This window comes from Candidatus Delongbacteria bacterium, from assembly GCA_041675285.1.
GTDB lineage: Bacteria > CAIWAD01 > CAIWAD01 > CAIWAD01 > CAIWAD01 > CAIWAD01.
The window spans coordinates 23,811-39,752 of sequence record JBAYTZ010000007.1; the positions used below are offsets into that span (position 1 = coordinate 23,811).

The window sequence follows — 15,942 nt, forward strand, 5'->3', positions numbered from 1 at the left end:
CGGCAGGGGGGGACCATGAAGAGTTGGAGTCTGTGGCTTGTGCTGCTGCTTGGGCTTGGTCTGGACAGCCGGGCCAACGTGCAGTTCAGCTTCCCGGTCGCGCGGCTGGGAACGGGACCCTACAACACCGTCCAAAACCTGAGTGCGGACGCCATTCTCGTGGTGGATGGCGTGGAAATCGCCGGGCGCCTGCCTGCCAACCAGATTTTCCAAGGGGGCAGTCCGGAGCAGGTGTCCTTGGTTTGGGCCTATGACAGCGACTTCGCGGAGTGGCTCGAGGGTGACGGTGCGCTGGTGCAACTGCGCAACATCCGCCTGACGCTCACCTGCCCGGACGGCAGCAACTCCCTCAGCCAGACCTGCGGGAGCAGTCCCATCCTCTACGAGCTAGGGTCCCATACCTGGTTTACGCAGTCCTGTCCGCCGCAAACCTTTCCAACCCTGGTATGTGGCTGCACGGGGCAATTGGCGCTTGCACCCTCCACGCTGGACTTTGGACGCGTCGGGCAGGCCGACCCGGTCAGCATGTCCTTCTGGATCTGCAATCCGGGACCCGTGGCCTGTCCACCGGTGGCGGGAAGCCTGGTGGCGGAATGCCCGGCCTTTTCCGTTTTCCCGGAAGAGTATCTGGTGCCAGGAGATTCCTGTCAGGAGGTGGTAGTCACCTTTGTCGGCAGCCATGCGGGTCCAACGAGTTGTGAAATCGTGACAACGCACGGTGTGGTGACCTGCGTCGTGGACGACGAAGTGGCTGCGACGGAAGGGCCCGCCGGGTTTGGGTTGGGCGAGGCCGTTCCCAATCCCTTCAACCCCACCACGACCCTGAGCTACTCGGTACCGGAGACCGAAGTCGTCACGCTGAAGGTGTACAACACGCAGGGCCAGTTGGTGAGGACCCTGGTGAACGGCCTGGTGGAGCGAGGCGAGCACAAGGTGGTGTTCGACGCCGCTGAGCTGGCCTCCGGCGTCTACGTAAGCACGCTGACCTCGGCGACCCGGAGCGCCGCCGCGCGCAAACTGCTCTTAGTCAAGTAGGCGCCATCCCAACGCTGTCGAAACCGAAGCGCCCTCCCTCGGGGGGCGTTTTCGCTCTGGCCGGATGACGCCGGCGTCTGCGCAGGCCCCCTGACCGCGGTGGACGGCGGGTTGTGCGGGTGCGGGTGCAGGGATTCCGCGACCGCGCCTGACGGGTAGAGCGGGGCGACTTGGCTGGTGCGGCTGCGGCGAGAGTGCTTCCTTGCCGGCGCAGGGATTTCACGATGAGCGGGAGGAACGGCGATGCGCATTCGACTGGGATGGCTGGGCCTGGGGCTGTGGGCGGCCAGCGCGCAGGCCAATCTGCAATTGAATTTCCCGCTGGAGCGCCTGGGCACGGGGGACTACAACGGCGTCGAGTTCCTGTCGGCGGACGCCCTGCTGGAGGTGGACGGCGTCGCCGTGGTCCGGCTGGCCGCCAATCAGCGGGTCGTGGGCGGCAGCCCGGTGATGGTGGGGCTGATCTGGGCCTATGATTCCGATCCCGCCCACCAGCTGGAAGAGCTGCTGAACCAGGGCGCCAGCGTGGTGCTGCGCGACGTCCAGCTGCGCCTGAGCTGCCCGGCCGGCAGCCCCGTCCTGAGCTGGTCCCGGGGCGTCAACTTCGCCTACCCCTACCAGCTCGGCACGCCCTTTCCCGTCAACCTGCCCGCCGCCATGCCTGTCTTCGACACCCTGGATTGTGACACGGCCCTGGAGGAGGGCGCCGCGCCCCAGGCCCTGAGCTTCGCCCTGGGGGAGGCCCAGCCCAACCCCTTCAACCCGACGACCAGTCTCAGTTACACGCTGCCCGCCAGCCAGGATGTCACTCTGCGAGTCTACAACCCCGGCGGCCAACTGGTGCGCACGCTGGCCCAGGGCCGGATGCCGCGCGGTGTCCACAACGTTCTGTTCGACGCCTCCCGGCTGGCCTCGGGCCTCTACTTGTGCCGGCTGGAATCCGACGGCCGGGCGGTCACGCGCAAGATCCTCTATCTGAAGTAGGCTGGCGCGTCCCCCGGCGGGGCCGGTTCGCAAAGCCGCGCCAGTCCGTCCTAACCGCACAAAAAGAACCGGCCCCCTGCTTGCGCAGGGGGCCGGTTTGCAGTTGGCGCAGGCCGGGAGTCTTACTTCTCGGCGGTCACCACGTAGAAGGCGCGGCCGGTGGCCGGCAGGGTCACGGTGGTGTTGGTGGTGGTGGTCTCCAGCGTGGCCGGGGCGGGATAGCCGTCGATCTGGCTGTAGACGCGATAGCCCGTGGCCAGCGGCACGGCCGTCCAGCTCAGGGTCACCTGGCCGCTGGAGTAGACGATCTCCAGGTTGGGCGGGCAGAACCAGTCGTCCCAGGCGGTGGGCGGCAGGGTCATGTTGGGCGTGGCATCATCCAACGTGAAGGGCCGGTTGGTGATGTTGTCCTCCCAGTTCCAGGTGCTGCCGTCGGTGGTGAAGGCCGTCTTGTACTCCACGTCGAAGACGGAGCCGGCGGGGAAGGTCACGTCCGCTTCCCAGACGCCGTCCAGGTCGGCATCCGTCATGGGCATGCTGCCGGCCGTCCAGTCCAGCGGGGCCACGTTGCCCTGCAGGGAGACGCCGCTCACGGTGCCGATGCAGTTCATGTCCTGGCTGAAGTGCGCCGTGATGGGCACCGTGGTGCCCGCGGGCGGGACGTAGTTGCTGAAGAAGGCGTTGGGCAGGGCGGTGAAGCCGGGGGCCATGCAGAGCCGGCGATTGACGCCGTCCTCATAGGTCCAGGCCGTGCCGTCCGCACTCTTGAGGAATTTGTACTCCAGCGTGTTCAAGGTGCCGGCCGGGAAGATCACCATGCCCGAGAACAGGCCGGGATGGCCCACGTCGCTCAAGGCCAGGGTCGTATCCCAGTTGAGCGGGGCGCGCGTGCCGCGGATGCCCACGCCGCCGGCGTAGCTGGCGGGATCCTGGTGCTGCAGGTCCACGGCGAAGATCACCATGGCGTTGGCGCCCAGGGGAGCCTCGACGCAGGGGCACTCGGCTTCGTCGTTCCAGTAGCCGCTGTATTCGCCGGTGGTGGCGCCGGAGGGCACGGTGAACTCGCGGTTGGCGAAGGGACCGCCGGGCAGGCTTTCCCAGTCGGTGCCGTTGCGGAACTTGAACTCGATGGTCAGGGCGGAACCCGCCGGCCAGACGATGTCGGTGGCGTAGACGCGCGGGCTGACTTGGGTCATGGCCTGGTAGACCCAGCCGTTGAAGGAGCCGGAGATGCCGGGGCCCTGGCCGTTGTTGGTGACACAGTGGAAGTCGCCCACCACGTGCAGGGTGAAGTCCTCGGTGGTGGCGTTCTCCACCAGGTAGAAGGCCGGGGAGGCGGCGTTGAAGGTCGCCTCGGGGCTGCCCGGACGCGCCGTAAAGGCCGCCGCGCCGTCCACGTCGGCGAACTCGCAGTAGAAGAACACGCTGTCGCCGCTCAGGGCCGCCATGGGGATGTCGGCGAAATGCTCGTCCAGGGGATCGTAGCAGTCGCCGATGTTCAGCTGCATGGGCACGCTGGAGTAGGTGGTTTCGCCCTGGGCGCGGTAGAACAGGGTCTTGGTCACGTCGGCGCATTCGGTGCTGTCACACGCACCCGAGCAGCCGGTTTTCAGGTAGCGGGCGTAGACCCGGACGTCGGCGCTGTTGGGCACCGTGTCGCCGGACTCCTGCCACTGCAAGTAGCTCTGCTCCACCAGGGCCGCGGCGGGCTGGGCCAGCAGGGCCAGCAGGGCGGCGACGGCGGAAAGTCGGGGAAAGAGTTTCATCGAAGACCTCTTGAATTGGGTTGCGATTGGGTGTTGCCTGCCCGCACGACGAAGAAGCCGCTCGTGCCGGAGGGCGGGAGGATGAATTCGCTGGCGGGCGTCTCCGCCAGGGGGGTGGGCCCGGGCTCGTCCCAGGGCGCCGCGAGAGCGTAGATCCGATAGCTGAGGGCGCCGGCCACGGGCTCCCAGTCCAGCTTGAGCGTGCCGTCGGCGAGCAGCGTGACGCTGACCAGCGGCGCGGCCGGGGCTGTGGGCACGGGATTGTTGGGCGCCACGCCCATCCGGGGCATGGGTCCGTCCATGGGCGGCTGGGTGAAGGTGAACCAATTGCCGTAGGTGACGTTGGTCCCCACCGGATTGGCCTGGGGCCAGGCCAGCACGGTGACCTGGCTGGCTTCCTGGGTGAAGCCCGCGCAGAGCGCCAGCTGGGTCGGGTTGCCTAGCTCGCTCCAGGGAATGCGCAGCTCGGTCAGCAGATTTCCGCTCCAGCCCTCGTAGCTGCTGCCCGAGTGGCTGCCGAAGGCCATGTAGGTCCAGGCCGCCCCCGTCCAGTGGTTGATCTGCATGCTGTTGCCGCCGCCTTCCACAGCGACGGAGTACTCGGGCCGGCGCGCGCTGCTGAAGCCGATCCGGCTCCAGGAGTCGCGCGGGGCGCCGCTGCCGGCCACGCCGTCCGTGTCCAGGTGGACGAAGAAATCGCCCGTGGCCAGGTTGCGGCCCCGGAAGGCCAGGTAGAGCGCCTGGGCGTCCCAGGTGAGGAAGAGGCTGTCCGCCCGATTCTCCAGCAGTTCCGTGGCGCGGATGAAGTCTTGCGCGCCATCCACCAGGGGCGTGTGCGGCGTGAGCCCGTTGGGCACGGCGAAGAGCGCCGTGTCGTGGGCCGGGTCCACGAGGTTGCCCGCCAGATCGGTCACGCCCGTGGCCGTGATGCTGCCGCCCACCCCGCCGGAGAGGCCGGCCAGCCGCAGGTGCACGCGCCGGGTCCAGGCCTGACGCTCCGCCGAGAGGATGCTGACGCCGCCGGGGAAGCCGCTCAGGCTCCAGTGGGCCGGGTTCTCCGCGCTGGCCTCGTCCACGGCTTCGCTGAAGTCCAGCACGGCCAGGTCGGGCGCCAGCCAGGGGGCGCTGTCCGCCAGCTCGGGACCCTTCACGTCCAGGTCTGTCAGCGCCAGGGACACCAGTTCCGGCACCTGACCCTGCGCGTCGGGAGCCGTGCTGCGCCCGGCGTAGAACAGGAAGCGGAAGCGGCCGTCGCCCTTGATCTCATCTCCCTTGACCAGCGTGCCCTGGAAATCACCGGCGTGCTGCGCGCCGCCGTTGCCCAGCACCAGGGCCGCCGTCCAGCCCGTGGTGGTGTTGCGCTGGCCCAGCCAGTCGCTCTGCGGCCAGGCGGCGCCGGGATCCCAGAGCCGCGTGGTGGAGCCGTTCCAGAGCAGATCCAGGTAGTCCGGCGTGAAACCGCTCTTGACGAGGGTCTCGCTGGGCGTGTCGTAGTCGCAGGTGATGAAAGGTTCGCCGGCGCGCAGGCTGAAGGTCTTCACCAGGCCCGAGGCGTGGCTGAGACGCACGCGCGCGAAGCCCACGCCGACGGAATCCACGCTCAGGGCGTAGGGATCGTTCTCCAGCAGCGGACTGACATCGCTGAACGCGGCCACGTGGTTGTTGGAGGAGCCGTCGTTGAAGTCGCCCTCGGTGTCCACCCAGTAGGCGCTGCAGCTGCCCACCAGGCTGGCGGCGTCCGTGGAATCCTTGGCGAAGATCCAGGGCGCGCGGCCGCCGGCGGGCTCGAAGACGGCCAGCACGCGGTCGCTGTGCAGGACCAGTTCCTCCACGCCGTCGGCGTCCACGTCCGCCAGCTGGGCGCCCGTGCCCTGCCAGGCCTGCCCGCCCCACCAGCGGCCCGCCTCGGCGTAGACGCGGGCGTTCTTGATATGGGAGGAATAGCGGTGGATCCAGCCGCTGATCTCGCCGCCGTCGTGCCAGCCCGTCTCGTAGACGTTGGTCATCAGCACGTACCAGGCCAGGGTGGAGAGCTTGTTGTCCGGGTTGCCCATCAGCCAGCTCCAGGCGTCGTTCCAGGCCTGGCCGTAGTTCCACTGCGGCACGTGCTGGTCGCTGTGCGCGGGCGCGCCGGCGAAGTGCCCGTACCACGAATTGGCCGTGCCGGGACTGAGCCAGTCGCTGCCGTAGCCGCCGCGTCCACCCAGCAGGCCGTAGGTGCCGTTCTGCAGGTTGATGGCCCCGCCGCCGAAACCGCCCAGGGCGGCGTCGAGCTTCATGGACTCCACGGAGCCGCCGCTGGCGGCGATCTGCTGCACGAGCCAGATCATGTTGTTGAGCGCGCTGGGGAACTGCCCGGCGAAGCCCGCCACCTCCGCGGCCACCTCCCAGTCCGTGCCGTAGACCAGCAGCTCGTCCGGCGAGGTGCCCAGGATCATGTTCCAGGCCGCGCCGGCGTCGTGGTGGCAGTTGCCCGTGAACGAGCCGTTGATGGGGATGACGTTCAAGTCACCCTGGCCGGGCACGGGGATGGTGTAGATGTGGCGGTCGTTGGCCCAGTTGTTCTGGTAGTCGCAGTGCTCCTCCTGGTCCAGCAGGACGCCGTAGACGCCGTGGGGCAGCCAGTCGTCGCCGATCCAGTCCAGCACGTGGGCGGCGGTGTTCCAGGGGTTGCCGTCGTTGTCCTCGGGGCTGACCCAGACGCGCTCGGGCACCCAGGCCACGTGGGGCGTGTAGCCGTAGCGCCAGGCGGTCATCTGGCTGTGGGTGTGGACGGCCCAGTCGTTCATGCTGTCCTGGACGAAGGGCATGATATGCTGGGCGTAGGCGCTGGTGAGCATGCCGGCCCAGCCCTCGGTCACGCCGCGGGCCAGCCAGTCGTTCCAGCCCTCCACCGTGCCGTCCGGGTAGTACCACTGGGCCGCGCTCTGCAGCGGGCCGCTGACGTGGAAGTTGCCGGGCACGTCGAGCACGTCGTGCAGGCCCAGCAGCTCATCGAAACCGCGGTGCTCGCTGCCCGTGTCGAGGTACTCGCTCCAGTGCTGTTCGTGGGAATCGGCCTCGTCGCCCCAGAGCACGTCGGTCCAGGTGAGGCCCTGGTTGCCGTGGTGGACGAAAGCCACGTGATGATCGCTGCGCTCGCCCTCCCGGGCGGATTCCAGTTCGTCGGCCAGCGGCGCGCCGGCTCCGGCACGGGTGGCCAGGCTCAGTCCGGTGCCGGATTCCAGCAGGCGGCTCCAGAGGGTCCACTCCGCCGGCAGCCAGAGCTCCAGCACGGCCGCGCCGCGCTCCCGGCGAATCTCCGGGCGCACGCTGGCGAGGGTTTTCCAGATGCCAGCCGTCGACATCTGCCAGCTCAGACGCTCCCGTCCCTCCAGCACCAGCCGCTGACCGTCCGGGGCTTTCACTTCCAACCGGCCGTCTCCCCAGGGTGCCAGGCTGCCCAGCCGCAGCACGCCACGGCCCTCCCGCACGCCGGCGCAGGCCAGGCTGAGGTCGAGTGCCGGGGACATGCCGCCCTCGGCGGGATCCAGGGCCAGCAGCCGCAGTCCGGGGGTGAATCCCGCGGGCGGAGAGGCGGGGGCGGCCGGGGCACCGAGGGGCGCCAGGCAGAGTCCCGCCAGGGCCAGGGCCGGGGCGGTGAGCAGAGACAACTGGAATGGGCGCAGGAGCATGGGGGGCTGCCTTTCTGGGTTCCTTCAGCCTACGCTGTAGAGCAAAAATAGCGCCAGCCCGATCCAGCTGTTGATCCTTTGATATTCAACGTGATGCAATGGAAGCAAACCCGTACTGATTCCACCGGGTTGCCCATCCCGCCGGAAATTGGACAGGCTGCCGGGCTTCAGGACTGGCCTCCAGAGGCAAGGCGGAGGTCCCGACGCTGGAATCAGCGGGTGGAGCGGGCCGCCGGGCGGAACAATTCCAGCCAGCCGGCGAGCAGTCCCGCCGCCAGGGCCAGTCCGGGTCGATGGGCCGCCAGGGCCAATAGCAGGGCGGCCGCGCAGCACCAGAGCGGGAGAGGGCCCAGCGGTCGGGGCTGCGCGTCGGGCAGCGGGCGCCGGTGCCAGAGCAGCGTAAGCACCAGCAACTCGGCGCCGGCCAGCAGCGGCAGGACGCCCGGCCAGAAGACCATGGGTTCCAGCACGAGGGCGGGCAGGCGGTGGACGTGGACCAGCCAGGTCAGGTCGAGGGCCCAGGCCAGCCCGCAGCCGGCCACCACGGCCTGTCCCAGCCACGCCGGGTGTTCGAGCAGCCGGGCGGAGAGGGCCGGGCGTCCGAAGCGGCGCCAGAGCACGGCCAGCATCAGCACGAGCAGCCCGGGGACGGCCTCCCTGCCCAGCGGGTAGGGATGGCGGTCCAGGCCCAGCCAGCCGGGATTCAACACCGGGGCGCTGAGGGCCAGGAAGCTCAGGCTGCGCGAGGCCGGCAGCCAGGCGGGCGCGCCGGACCAGTCCCGCTCCACCCGTCCGCGCACCCAGCGCAGGGCGGCCGCCAGCACCAGGGACGCGCACACCAGCAGGGCGGCCAGAATCCCCAGCCAGAGCGCGAGGAACAGCCGCTCAGGGTCGCTCGCGCCGAGGGCCAGCCACCCGGCCGTGCCCGCAGAGCCCAGCGCGCCGGTCAGGCAGGCCCAGGCCCAGCCCTTGAGGTGCCGCCGCAGGGTCAGGCCCCGCCAGGGGACCAGCCGACAGCCCTGCCAGAGCAGCAGGAAGATGGCGAGCAGGCCCCAGAGGTCGGGGTGGCCCCGGTCGCCCAGCGGCCCGGCCACGCACACGATCCAGCCCAGCAGCAGGAACAGGGCGAAGGAGTGCCCGCGGTCGCCGCTGGAGTTCTGGCCCTGGCTGGTGGCGGCGGTGGTCATGCGCGGGTCTCCTGTGGTGTCACACGAAGGCTGTGGTCTGGGGGGATGCCGGGAGCAAGGTATCGAAGGGCCGAGGGTTTGGCGCGGTTTCGTGAGCACGCGCAACGGGAAGAGCCGGCGCGGGGCCGGCTCTTCGACTGTGTCACGGGTTCGGGTCAGGCTTCTTCGCGCCAGCGCAGCAGCCAGGTGGAGGCGTAGAGCAGCGCCAGGCCCACCAGCACGCCGCCGGCCAGGTCCGGCCACGAGACGACTGATTCCTCCGCCAGTTGCATGGCCTCCACGTAGACGTCGCCCTGCGGCCCGCGGAAGGACCAGCCCGGCGGGACGATGTGGCGGGTGATCCACTGGGCCAGTTCACCACCCGTCAGGTAGAGCCGGTCCAGCATGGCCAGGCCCGCCACGGCCACCAGCGCCGCGAAGCGCCGGGAGGAGTGCCAGGTGTTGAGCGCGTAGCAGAAGCCCAGCGCGGGCAGGAAGAGCAGGAAGTCCAGCAGCAGCTCGCGGGCCATCTGTCCCCAGATCTGCGCCAGCGGGGCCGGCTGCCAGAGCAGCGGGACGGGGTTCATCCCGTGGACCAGGGCGGCGCCGGACAGCACCAGCAGCGGAATCAGCTGGGCCGCCGCGGCCGTGGCGAGCATCAGGACCAGCAGGAGCGGCCCGTTCACCAGGGCCTTGGCCAGCACGGCCTCGCCTTCGGTGAGCGGCATGGACTTGAAGAAGTAGATGCTGCGGTTGGCCGCCTCCTGACGGAACATGTTCAGGGTCAGGAGGGCCGCCATGAAGCCCAGCGGCAGCAGCGTGAACTTGCCGATGACCAGCAGGACCAGCAGCAGCATGTGCGAGCGCACCTGCACGGGCAGACGCCCGAAGAAGTCCAGTAGGTTGGCCACGGTGACGTCGCCCAGTTCCACCACGATCCCGCTGTCGCCCAGTCCCGGGATCAGGCGGGCCAGGTTGCTGTGGGAGCCGTGGAAGCTAAGGCTGTCGCGCCATTCGGTGGGCGGCTCGCTGTCCGAGCCGTTGAAGTGGATGGTGGACTGGTTGGAGCGCAGGTTGGCGTCGATGCGTCCCGGCAGCACCAGGGCCAGCAGGCTGCCCGCCAGCACCAGGCTGGTCAGGATCAGCGGCAGCATCCAGATGGGCCGGTGCTCCCAGAGTTCGCGGCGCATCAGCATGCCCAGGCGCCGCAACTTGCCGCGGAAGTGCGGATTGACGGGGGTGTCGGTTTGAGCCGTCATGAGTCATCTCCCTTCGGTCGCGCGAACGGTTCAGCGCTCTTCGCGCCAGTGCAGGACCTTGACCGCGGCCGCCATCATCAGCAGGCCGAGGAGCACGCCGCTCCACAAATCCAGCGGACCTCCTCTACCCGCCGGCGCGCCCAACCAGGCGGACGTGGACTCCAGTCCGCGCCAGCTCCAGGAGAACCCGACGGGCAGCAGGTGATGGAGCAGCCAGGCCATGAGCCCGCCCCCTGTCAGGTAGAGGCGGTCCACCATGACGGCGGCGAACAGGCCTGCGCCAATCCACATGCCGTTGCGCTGGCCCCGCCGGGCGTTGACACCCAGGCTGCCCAGCAGCAGGGTCCAGCCGATGCCCGGCAGGTACCACAGGGTGTCCACGACCATCTGCGCGGCCAGCACGGACCAGCCCGCCGGGAACTGGGCGGGGCGCCAGAACAGGTCGAGGGCGGAGTGGCCGTGGGCCCAGGCCGCCGCGCTGAACACCAGCAGCCAGACCAGTTGGGACAGTACGATGGTGAGCCAGAGCAGGGCCAGGCCCAGTGGCACGGCGGTGAGCAGTTTGGCGCCCAGGTACTCCCACGGTCCCAGCGGCATGGATTGAAAGAACAGGCTGCTGCGGGTCTGCTGCTCCCGGCTCTGCATGCGCCCCAACAGGATGAGGAGCAGAAAGCCGCCGATGGCCAGGGTCACCCGGGCGTGGCCCATGGACACCTCGCGCAGGAACTCCCCGCGCTCGGCCACCGGCGTGTGGGACGCCACCATCAGCAGGCCGGAGAGGTTCATCGTCTCCCAGTCCACGCGGCGTGTCACGGTGGTTGGCGCGGGCTTGCGCCCAGGGTCGGAGGAGTCCTCGAAAAGGTCTCCGTCGCTCGCCTGGACGAACTCGATGTTGCCGTGCAGGTGCTGGGGCAGCACCAGCGCCGCCAGCGCCAGACCCAGGTGCAGGAGGCCGATCACCACGGGCACCCAGAGCAGCTCCCGATGCTCCCACAGTTCGCGCCGCACCAGGATGGCCAGGCGCCGCCAGCCGCCCTGATACTCGGGGTTGGCGGTGGCGACGGGGACTGCGCTCATGCCGCGCCTCCCTCGCCCATCAGGCCGACGAACAGGTCCGCCACCCCGGGGGTGCGCAACTCGCCCAGGGGCGCCAGTCGCTCCCGTGACACACCGTCGTAGAGGAACACGTGGCGGCCCAGCAGCGACTCCTCCCGCAGCGGCGCAAGCTCCCGCGCCGCCGCGGCGCTGTCCGGCCCGCACACCAGCTGGGCGAAGCGTCCGGGCACCTCGTCCATGGGCAGGTTCAGCACGATGCGCCCCTGGCGGATGAACAGCAGGTCCGTGAGGATGTGCTCCACCTCCTCCACCTGGTGCGTGGAGATGAGGATGGTGCGCTCCTCGTCGAAGAAGTCCGTCACCAGACTGCTGTGGAAGGCCTTGCGGTAGAGGATGTCGAGCCCCAGCGTGGGCTCGTCCAGCACCAGCAGCCGCGCGTCGATGGCCATCACCAGCGCCAGGTGCAGCTGGGTCTTCATGCCCTTGGAGAGCCGCGCCACCTTGAAATCGGGCTTGAGCTCGGTCTTGGCCAGGAAGGCCTCGGCCTTCTCACGGCGGAAGCGCGGATGGACCTGCGAGCAGTACTCCAGCAGCTGGTGAACACGGATCCAGTCGGGCAGCGTGGCCACGTCCGCGATGTAGGAGACCTGCTCCAACATGGCGGCGCGTTCGCGGTGCGGGTCGAGGCCCAGCACGGTCAGCTCGCCGTCGAAGCGCAGCAGACCGAGGATGCTCTTCAGCAGGGTGGACTTGCCGGCGCCGTTGGGACCGATCAGGCCCACGATGCGACCGGCCGGGATGCTCAGGTTCAGGTCCGTCAGGGCCTGGACGCGCCCGTAGCGCTTGCCCAGGCCGGCGGCGTGGATCAGCTCAGGCATGTCGTGCGCCCTCCCCTTGGCCGACAGCCGGCGCGGCAGGCGCCGCGGCGGCCAGCAGCTCGCCCGTGCTCAATCCCAGGGCCTGGATCCGTTGCCGGATGCGCGGCCACTCCACCTCCAGGAACTGCTTGCGCTCCTGCGCCAGCAGCCGCTCGCGGGCTCCCGCCTGGATGAACATGCCCAGTCCCCTCCGTTTTTCCAGCACGCCCTCGTCCGCGAGGAGCTGGTAGGCCTTCATGACCGTGATCGGGTTGACGGCGTATTCGGCCGCCACCTGGCGGACCGAGGGCAGCTGCTCCTCGGTTTTGAGCGCGTCCCCCAGCACCATCCGCACGATCAGGTCGCGGATCTGCAGGAAGATGGGGTCCCGCTCGTTCCAGTGTTGTTGCATGGCCTCACCATTGATTTGGTGTTGTATCAGACTACACCACTAAACCACGCAAACACCCAGGAGAGAGTCAAGCCCCTGGAGCAAGTTTTTTCCACTGCATGAAGTTTCAATCCGGGGCCGCTCTCCGCCGGGCCTGTCGTTCTGGCTGGACGGGGAAACAGCAGGCGGGGCGGTTATCCACGGATTGACGACATGCGGTGCCAGGCCGGTGCCAGGCCGGTGCCAGGTCGGTGCCAGGCCGGTGCCAGGTGGGTGCCAGGTCGGTGCCAGGTCGGTGCCAAGTGGGTGCCAGGTGGGTGCCAGGTGGGTGCCAGGTGGGTGCCAGGTGGGTGCCTGGTGGGTGCCAGGTCGGTGCCAGGTCGGTGCCAGGTCGGTGCCTGGCGCGCTTCGTCAGAATCGGGCCACCAGCTCCAGCTCGGGGCTGTCGAACATGTCGCCGGGGGAGATCACGGTTTCCTCCAGGGGCAGGGAGGCGCCGTAGCGCTCGCGCAGTTTGGCCTGCACGGGCGGGGAGGTGAGGTCGAAGTCGCGCAGCTTCTGCAGTCGGCCGATGCGCACGCCGGCGCCGCGCTCGTAGATCTTCCAGACCAGTTCCAAGCAATAGATGCGCTCGTCGGACCAGGCGAAAGCCAGATCGTAGGGCCGGCCCTCCAGCGCGCGCGCCACTTCCCACATGCGCTCCCGCGCCTCGGGCGTCAAGCGCCGGTCGGCGTGGCGCAGGCGTTTGACCACGAAGTGTCCGTCCCGGCCGCGGGCGGCGAACTCCTCGAGGGGCGTGGCCTGGACGGACTCCGCCGCCTCCAGGACGAAGGGCTGGCCGTCCCGGTGGAAGATCAGCCCCTCGTGGCTGTAGCGCGAGCCCGTGGCCGCCTGGATGGCGCGACTCTGGCCGGAGAGGGAGATCTGGAAGATGAGGTCGCCGTCCTGGAGCGGACGATTGGCGGTCCGTCCGCACGAGATCGCTCCGCAGAGGGCGAGCAGCAGCAGGAGTCGCCAGGTTCGCCGCGTCATGGAATTCCCCCGCGTGTCCTGATCCGACCTCAATAGACGTAGGGAATCAGCTTGCTCACCTGGCGCTGGTAGTGGGCGTACTCCGGGTACTTGGCGAGCAGCCAGGTCTCTTCGCGCCGGGATTTCAGGTCCAGGAAGAGGAAGAGCAGCAGCGTGTAGCCCAGGGTCAGCCAGCCCTGCACGCAGCAGGTCCAGCCCAGCGCGAGGATCAGCCCGCCGCTGTAGATGGGATGGCGCACCAACGCATAGGCGCCGGTGCGGACGAAACGCGCCGCGGGCCGGGGATAGGGCAGGGGCGTCAGGGCTGGTCCCAGCCGCAGCGCCGCCGCGAAGAGCAACAGTCCGCCGGCGGCCATCAACACGCAGCCCAGCGGCAGGAAGAGGCGCGCTTGGACCCAGTGCGGCCAACCAGGCAGGGTACGTGGGCCCAGGAAGACCAGGGCCATCAGCACGACCTGTCCCAGCACCCAGGCCTCGCCGCGACTGCCGCGCCACCACGGCTCCCGCGGGGCGGACGACCGGCGCGCGGAACGCGGGCGGCTCACGCCGGCACCGTGGCGCGGGGCGGCAACAGGTCCACCAGCAGTTCGGCCGCGATGCGGACAGCGGGCGCGCAACGGGTGGCGAACAGATCCTGGGCGCGGGCCTGCTCCAGCCCCGCGGGAGTGCGCACGTCGCAGCCCAGGATGTCCGGACAATCCAGCGCGCCCACGCGCTCCCGGAAGCGCCGCGTGAACTCGCCCGTCACCTCGGCCAGCCGGTTGCGGCCTTCCTTGGTGACACAATCCGGGCCGGCCAGGGCCAGCCCCAGCACCAGGAAGGCGCCGCTGGCCGCACCGCAGATTCCGCCCTGGCGCATGCCGCCGGCGAAGCCCGCCGCGAGCCGTTGGGCCGTCTCCAGCTCCAGGCCGTACTCTGGCGCGAAGGCCTCCAGCACGGCCTGGGAGCAGGCGTGGCCTGCCTGATGCGCCTGCAGGGCGCGCTCGATGGGATTCATGGGGTCCTCCGGTTGCACGCAGGGTAACGCTTGGGCGCCGGACCGATTCAGACGGGTGGCCGCAGGCGCGCGGCCAGACCTGAACAGCGCACCGCCCGCCGCCCCGCCGCCAGCCGCAGGGCATCCTCGGAGGCCACGATCACCAGCCGCCGCCGGGCGCGGGTGGCGCCCGTGTAGAGGAGTTCGCGGCAAAGCAGGGAGGACGGGGCCTCCGGCAGGATGAGCAGCACGTGGTCCCACTCGGAGCCCTGGCTCTGGTGCACGGTGAGGGCCCAGGCGGGGGCCCAGCCCGGCAGTTGGGCCAGACGCAGCTCGCGCGGCCCGGCGCCGCCGGACAGCAGGCAGCGGGCGCCCTCGCCGGCACGCCCTTCCAGCAGACCGCCGTCGCCGTTGAACACGCCCAGCCGCGCGTCGTTGGCCGTCACCAGGAGCGGGGCGCGCACCGCGGGAACGGGGCCGCCGCGCCAGCGCCGCTCGCACCAGAAGTTGAGGCCCTCCACGCCCAGCCGGCCCCGGCGCTGGCCGCAGAGCACGCGGAAGCGTCCCAACGCCGCCAGCGCCGCTGCGGCGGACTCCGCGGCGACCAGCGGCTCATAGCCGGACTCCAGCTCTTCCTCGAGCCGGCGGTTCCAATCCGGTCCACCCGGCGGAAGCCACAGCAGATCCGGCCGACCCGCGCGCAGCAGCTCCGGCAGCTCGTGCGCGCGACCCTCGCGCAGCAGGGCCGTCAACCCGCCGATGCCGCTGTCCGGGGCGAAGCGCCGGCTGCCGCGCAGGCGCACCACCACAGGCAACGGGTCGACGGATGTCGGCTCCTCCAGCCCGGCGCAGAGTTCCTCCAGCACGGCCCCGGCCTCCACGGAGGCCAGCTGGTCGGGATCCCCCACCAGCAGCAGGCGGGCCTCGTCCGGCAGGGCGGCCAGCACGCGGGCCATCAGGGGCAGATCGGCCATGGAGGCCTCGTCCACGACCAGCCAGTCCAGCTGGCGCAGCCGGCCCCGGGGATCCGCCTCCTGCAGCAGGCGGTGCAGAGTGGAGGCCGGCGGCAACTCGCGCAGCCGGCGGGCCGTCGCGTCGGGAAGGCGCTCCAGCTGACCGGCCAGCGCTTCCTGCAGGCGCGCGGCGGCCTTGCCCGTGGGTGCGGCCAGGCGCAGGCGCAGGTCGGGCCGACGCTCCAGGGCCAGACCCAGCAGCAGGGCCACGGTGGTGGTCTTGCCGCTGCCAGGTCCGCCGGTGAGCAGCAGGAGGCGGCGCTGGAAGGCCGCCCGCAGCGCCGTGCGCTGCTCCGGATCCTCCGTGAGCGCGTCGATTCCGTCCGGGTCGGCGGGCGCCTCATCCAGGGACAGGCGGGCCAACACCTGCCTGGCGACCTGGCACTCGGCACTCCAGAGGCGCTCCAGGTACAGGTGGTCGTTCTCCAGCACCAGCGGCCGATCCTCCTCGCCGGCGGCGGCCACCACGGGACTGGAGACCAGCCACGCTTGCCAGTCGTCCAGTGAAGGGATCCGCTCTCCCCAGGGTGCGTCGGCCGCGGTGGGCAGCTGCTGGCCGGCCACGTGAGCCAGGGGCAGGCAGCTGTGCTGATGCCGGCGCCAGGCGCTGCAGAGCGCGGCGGCCAGCCCGATGGCGGGGGCAGCCGCCGGGCGGCCGTCCAGGCGGGCCAGCAGGCGGCCGAGCTCCAGGTCCAGGGTTCCCAGCCCTTCCTCCCGCACCAGTTCAAGCATG

General features: G+C 70.1%; 13 protein-coding genes. 2 read left to right on the forward strand and 11 right to left on the reverse strand.

Annotated elements, in window-relative coordinates; all coding sequences use genetic code 11:
* Positions 1 to 15 precede the first annotated feature (15 nt).
* Positions 16 to 1,035, forward strand: coding sequence for a T9SS type A sorting domain-containing protein (locus WC326_08660; protein ID MFA7331130.1), 1,020 nt, complete (start codon positions 16 to 18; stop codon positions 1,033 to 1,035).
* Between the two features lie 243 nt (positions 1,036 to 1,278).
* Positions 1,279 to 2,019: a T9SS type A sorting domain-containing protein gene (locus tag WC326_08665; GenBank protein MFA7331131.1), complete on the forward strand. Its 741-nt coding sequence runs from the start codon at positions 1,279 to 1,281 to the stop codon at positions 2,017 to 2,019.
* A gap of 122 nt (positions 2,020 to 2,141) precedes the next feature.
* On the opposite strand, the gene WC326_08670 is transcribed toward WC326_08665, so the two are convergent.
* The 11 genes from WC326_08670 to recD form a co-directional block, all read right to left on the reverse strand.
* A complete protein-coding gene (locus tag WC326_08670; GenBank protein ID MFA7331132.1) occupies positions 2,142 to 3,785 on the reverse strand; it encodes a hypothetical protein in 1,644 nt (547 codons plus the stop codon).
* Positions 3,782 to 7,459 (reverse strand): hypothetical protein, encoded by a 3,678-nt coding sequence (locus tag WC326_08675; GenBank protein MFA7331133.1) that lies wholly within the window; start codon positions 7,457 to 7,459, stop codon positions 3,782 to 3,784. The genes WC326_08670 and WC326_08675 overlap by 4 nt, the downstream gene beginning before the upstream one ends.
* A 212-nt stretch (positions 7,460 to 7,671) precedes the next feature.
* Positions 7,672 to 8,646, reverse strand: a complete 975-nt coding sequence (locus WC326_08680; protein MFA7331134.1) for a hypothetical protein — start codon at positions 8,644 to 8,646, stop codon at positions 7,672 to 7,674.
* Positions 8,647 to 8,801: 155 nt separating this feature from the next.
* Positions 8,802 to 9,884 (reverse strand): hypothetical protein, encoded by a 1,083-nt coding sequence (locus WC326_08685; protein ID MFA7331135.1) that lies wholly within the window; start codon positions 9,882 to 9,884, stop codon positions 8,802 to 8,804.
* 30 nt (positions 9,885 to 9,914) lie between these two features.
* Positions 9,915 to 10,961, reverse strand: a complete 1,047-nt coding sequence (locus WC326_08690; GenBank protein ID MFA7331136.1) for a hypothetical protein — start codon at positions 10,959 to 10,961, stop codon at positions 9,915 to 9,917.
* Complete coding sequence (locus WC326_08695) at positions 10,958 to 11,818, reverse strand: ABC transporter ATP-binding protein (GenBank protein ID MFA7331137.1); 861 nt, start codon at positions 11,816 to 11,818, stop codon at positions 10,958 to 10,960. Before WC326_08695 ends, WC326_08690 begins: the two co-directional genes overlap by 4 nt.
* The gene (locus tag WC326_08700) at positions 11,811 to 12,209 is read right to left on the reverse strand and encodes a GntR family transcriptional regulator (GenBank protein ID MFA7331138.1); all 399 of its coding nucleotides are present in this window, start codon (positions 12,207 to 12,209) and stop codon (positions 11,811 to 11,813) included. Before WC326_08700 ends, WC326_08695 begins: the two co-directional genes overlap by 8 nt.
* 390 nt (positions 12,210 to 12,599) lie before the next feature.
* A complete protein-coding gene (locus tag WC326_08705; GenBank protein MFA7331139.1) occupies positions 12,600 to 13,220 on the reverse strand; it encodes a YiiX family permuted papain-like enzyme in 621 nt (206 codons plus the stop codon).
* A gap of 29 nt (positions 13,221 to 13,249) precedes the next feature.
* Positions 13,250 to 13,765 carry a methyltransferase gene (locus WC326_08710; protein ID MFA7331140.1) on the reverse strand — a complete coding sequence of 172 codons (516 nt, stop codon included), beginning with the start codon at positions 13,763 to 13,765 and terminating at the stop codon, positions 13,250 to 13,252.
* Positions 13,762 to 14,217 carry a C-GCAxxG-C-C family protein gene (locus WC326_08715; GenBank protein MFA7331141.1) on the reverse strand — a complete coding sequence of 152 codons (456 nt, stop codon included), beginning with the start codon at positions 14,215 to 14,217 and terminating at the stop codon, positions 13,762 to 13,764. Before WC326_08715 ends, WC326_08710 begins: the two co-directional genes overlap by 4 nt.
* Before the next feature lie 47 nt (positions 14,218 to 14,264).
* Entirely contained in the window at positions 14,265 to 15,941 is a 1,677-nt protein-coding gene (gene recD, locus WC326_08720; protein MFA7331142.1) for an exodeoxyribonuclease V subunit alpha, read from the reverse strand.
* Position 15,942: the final 1 nt, after the last annotated feature.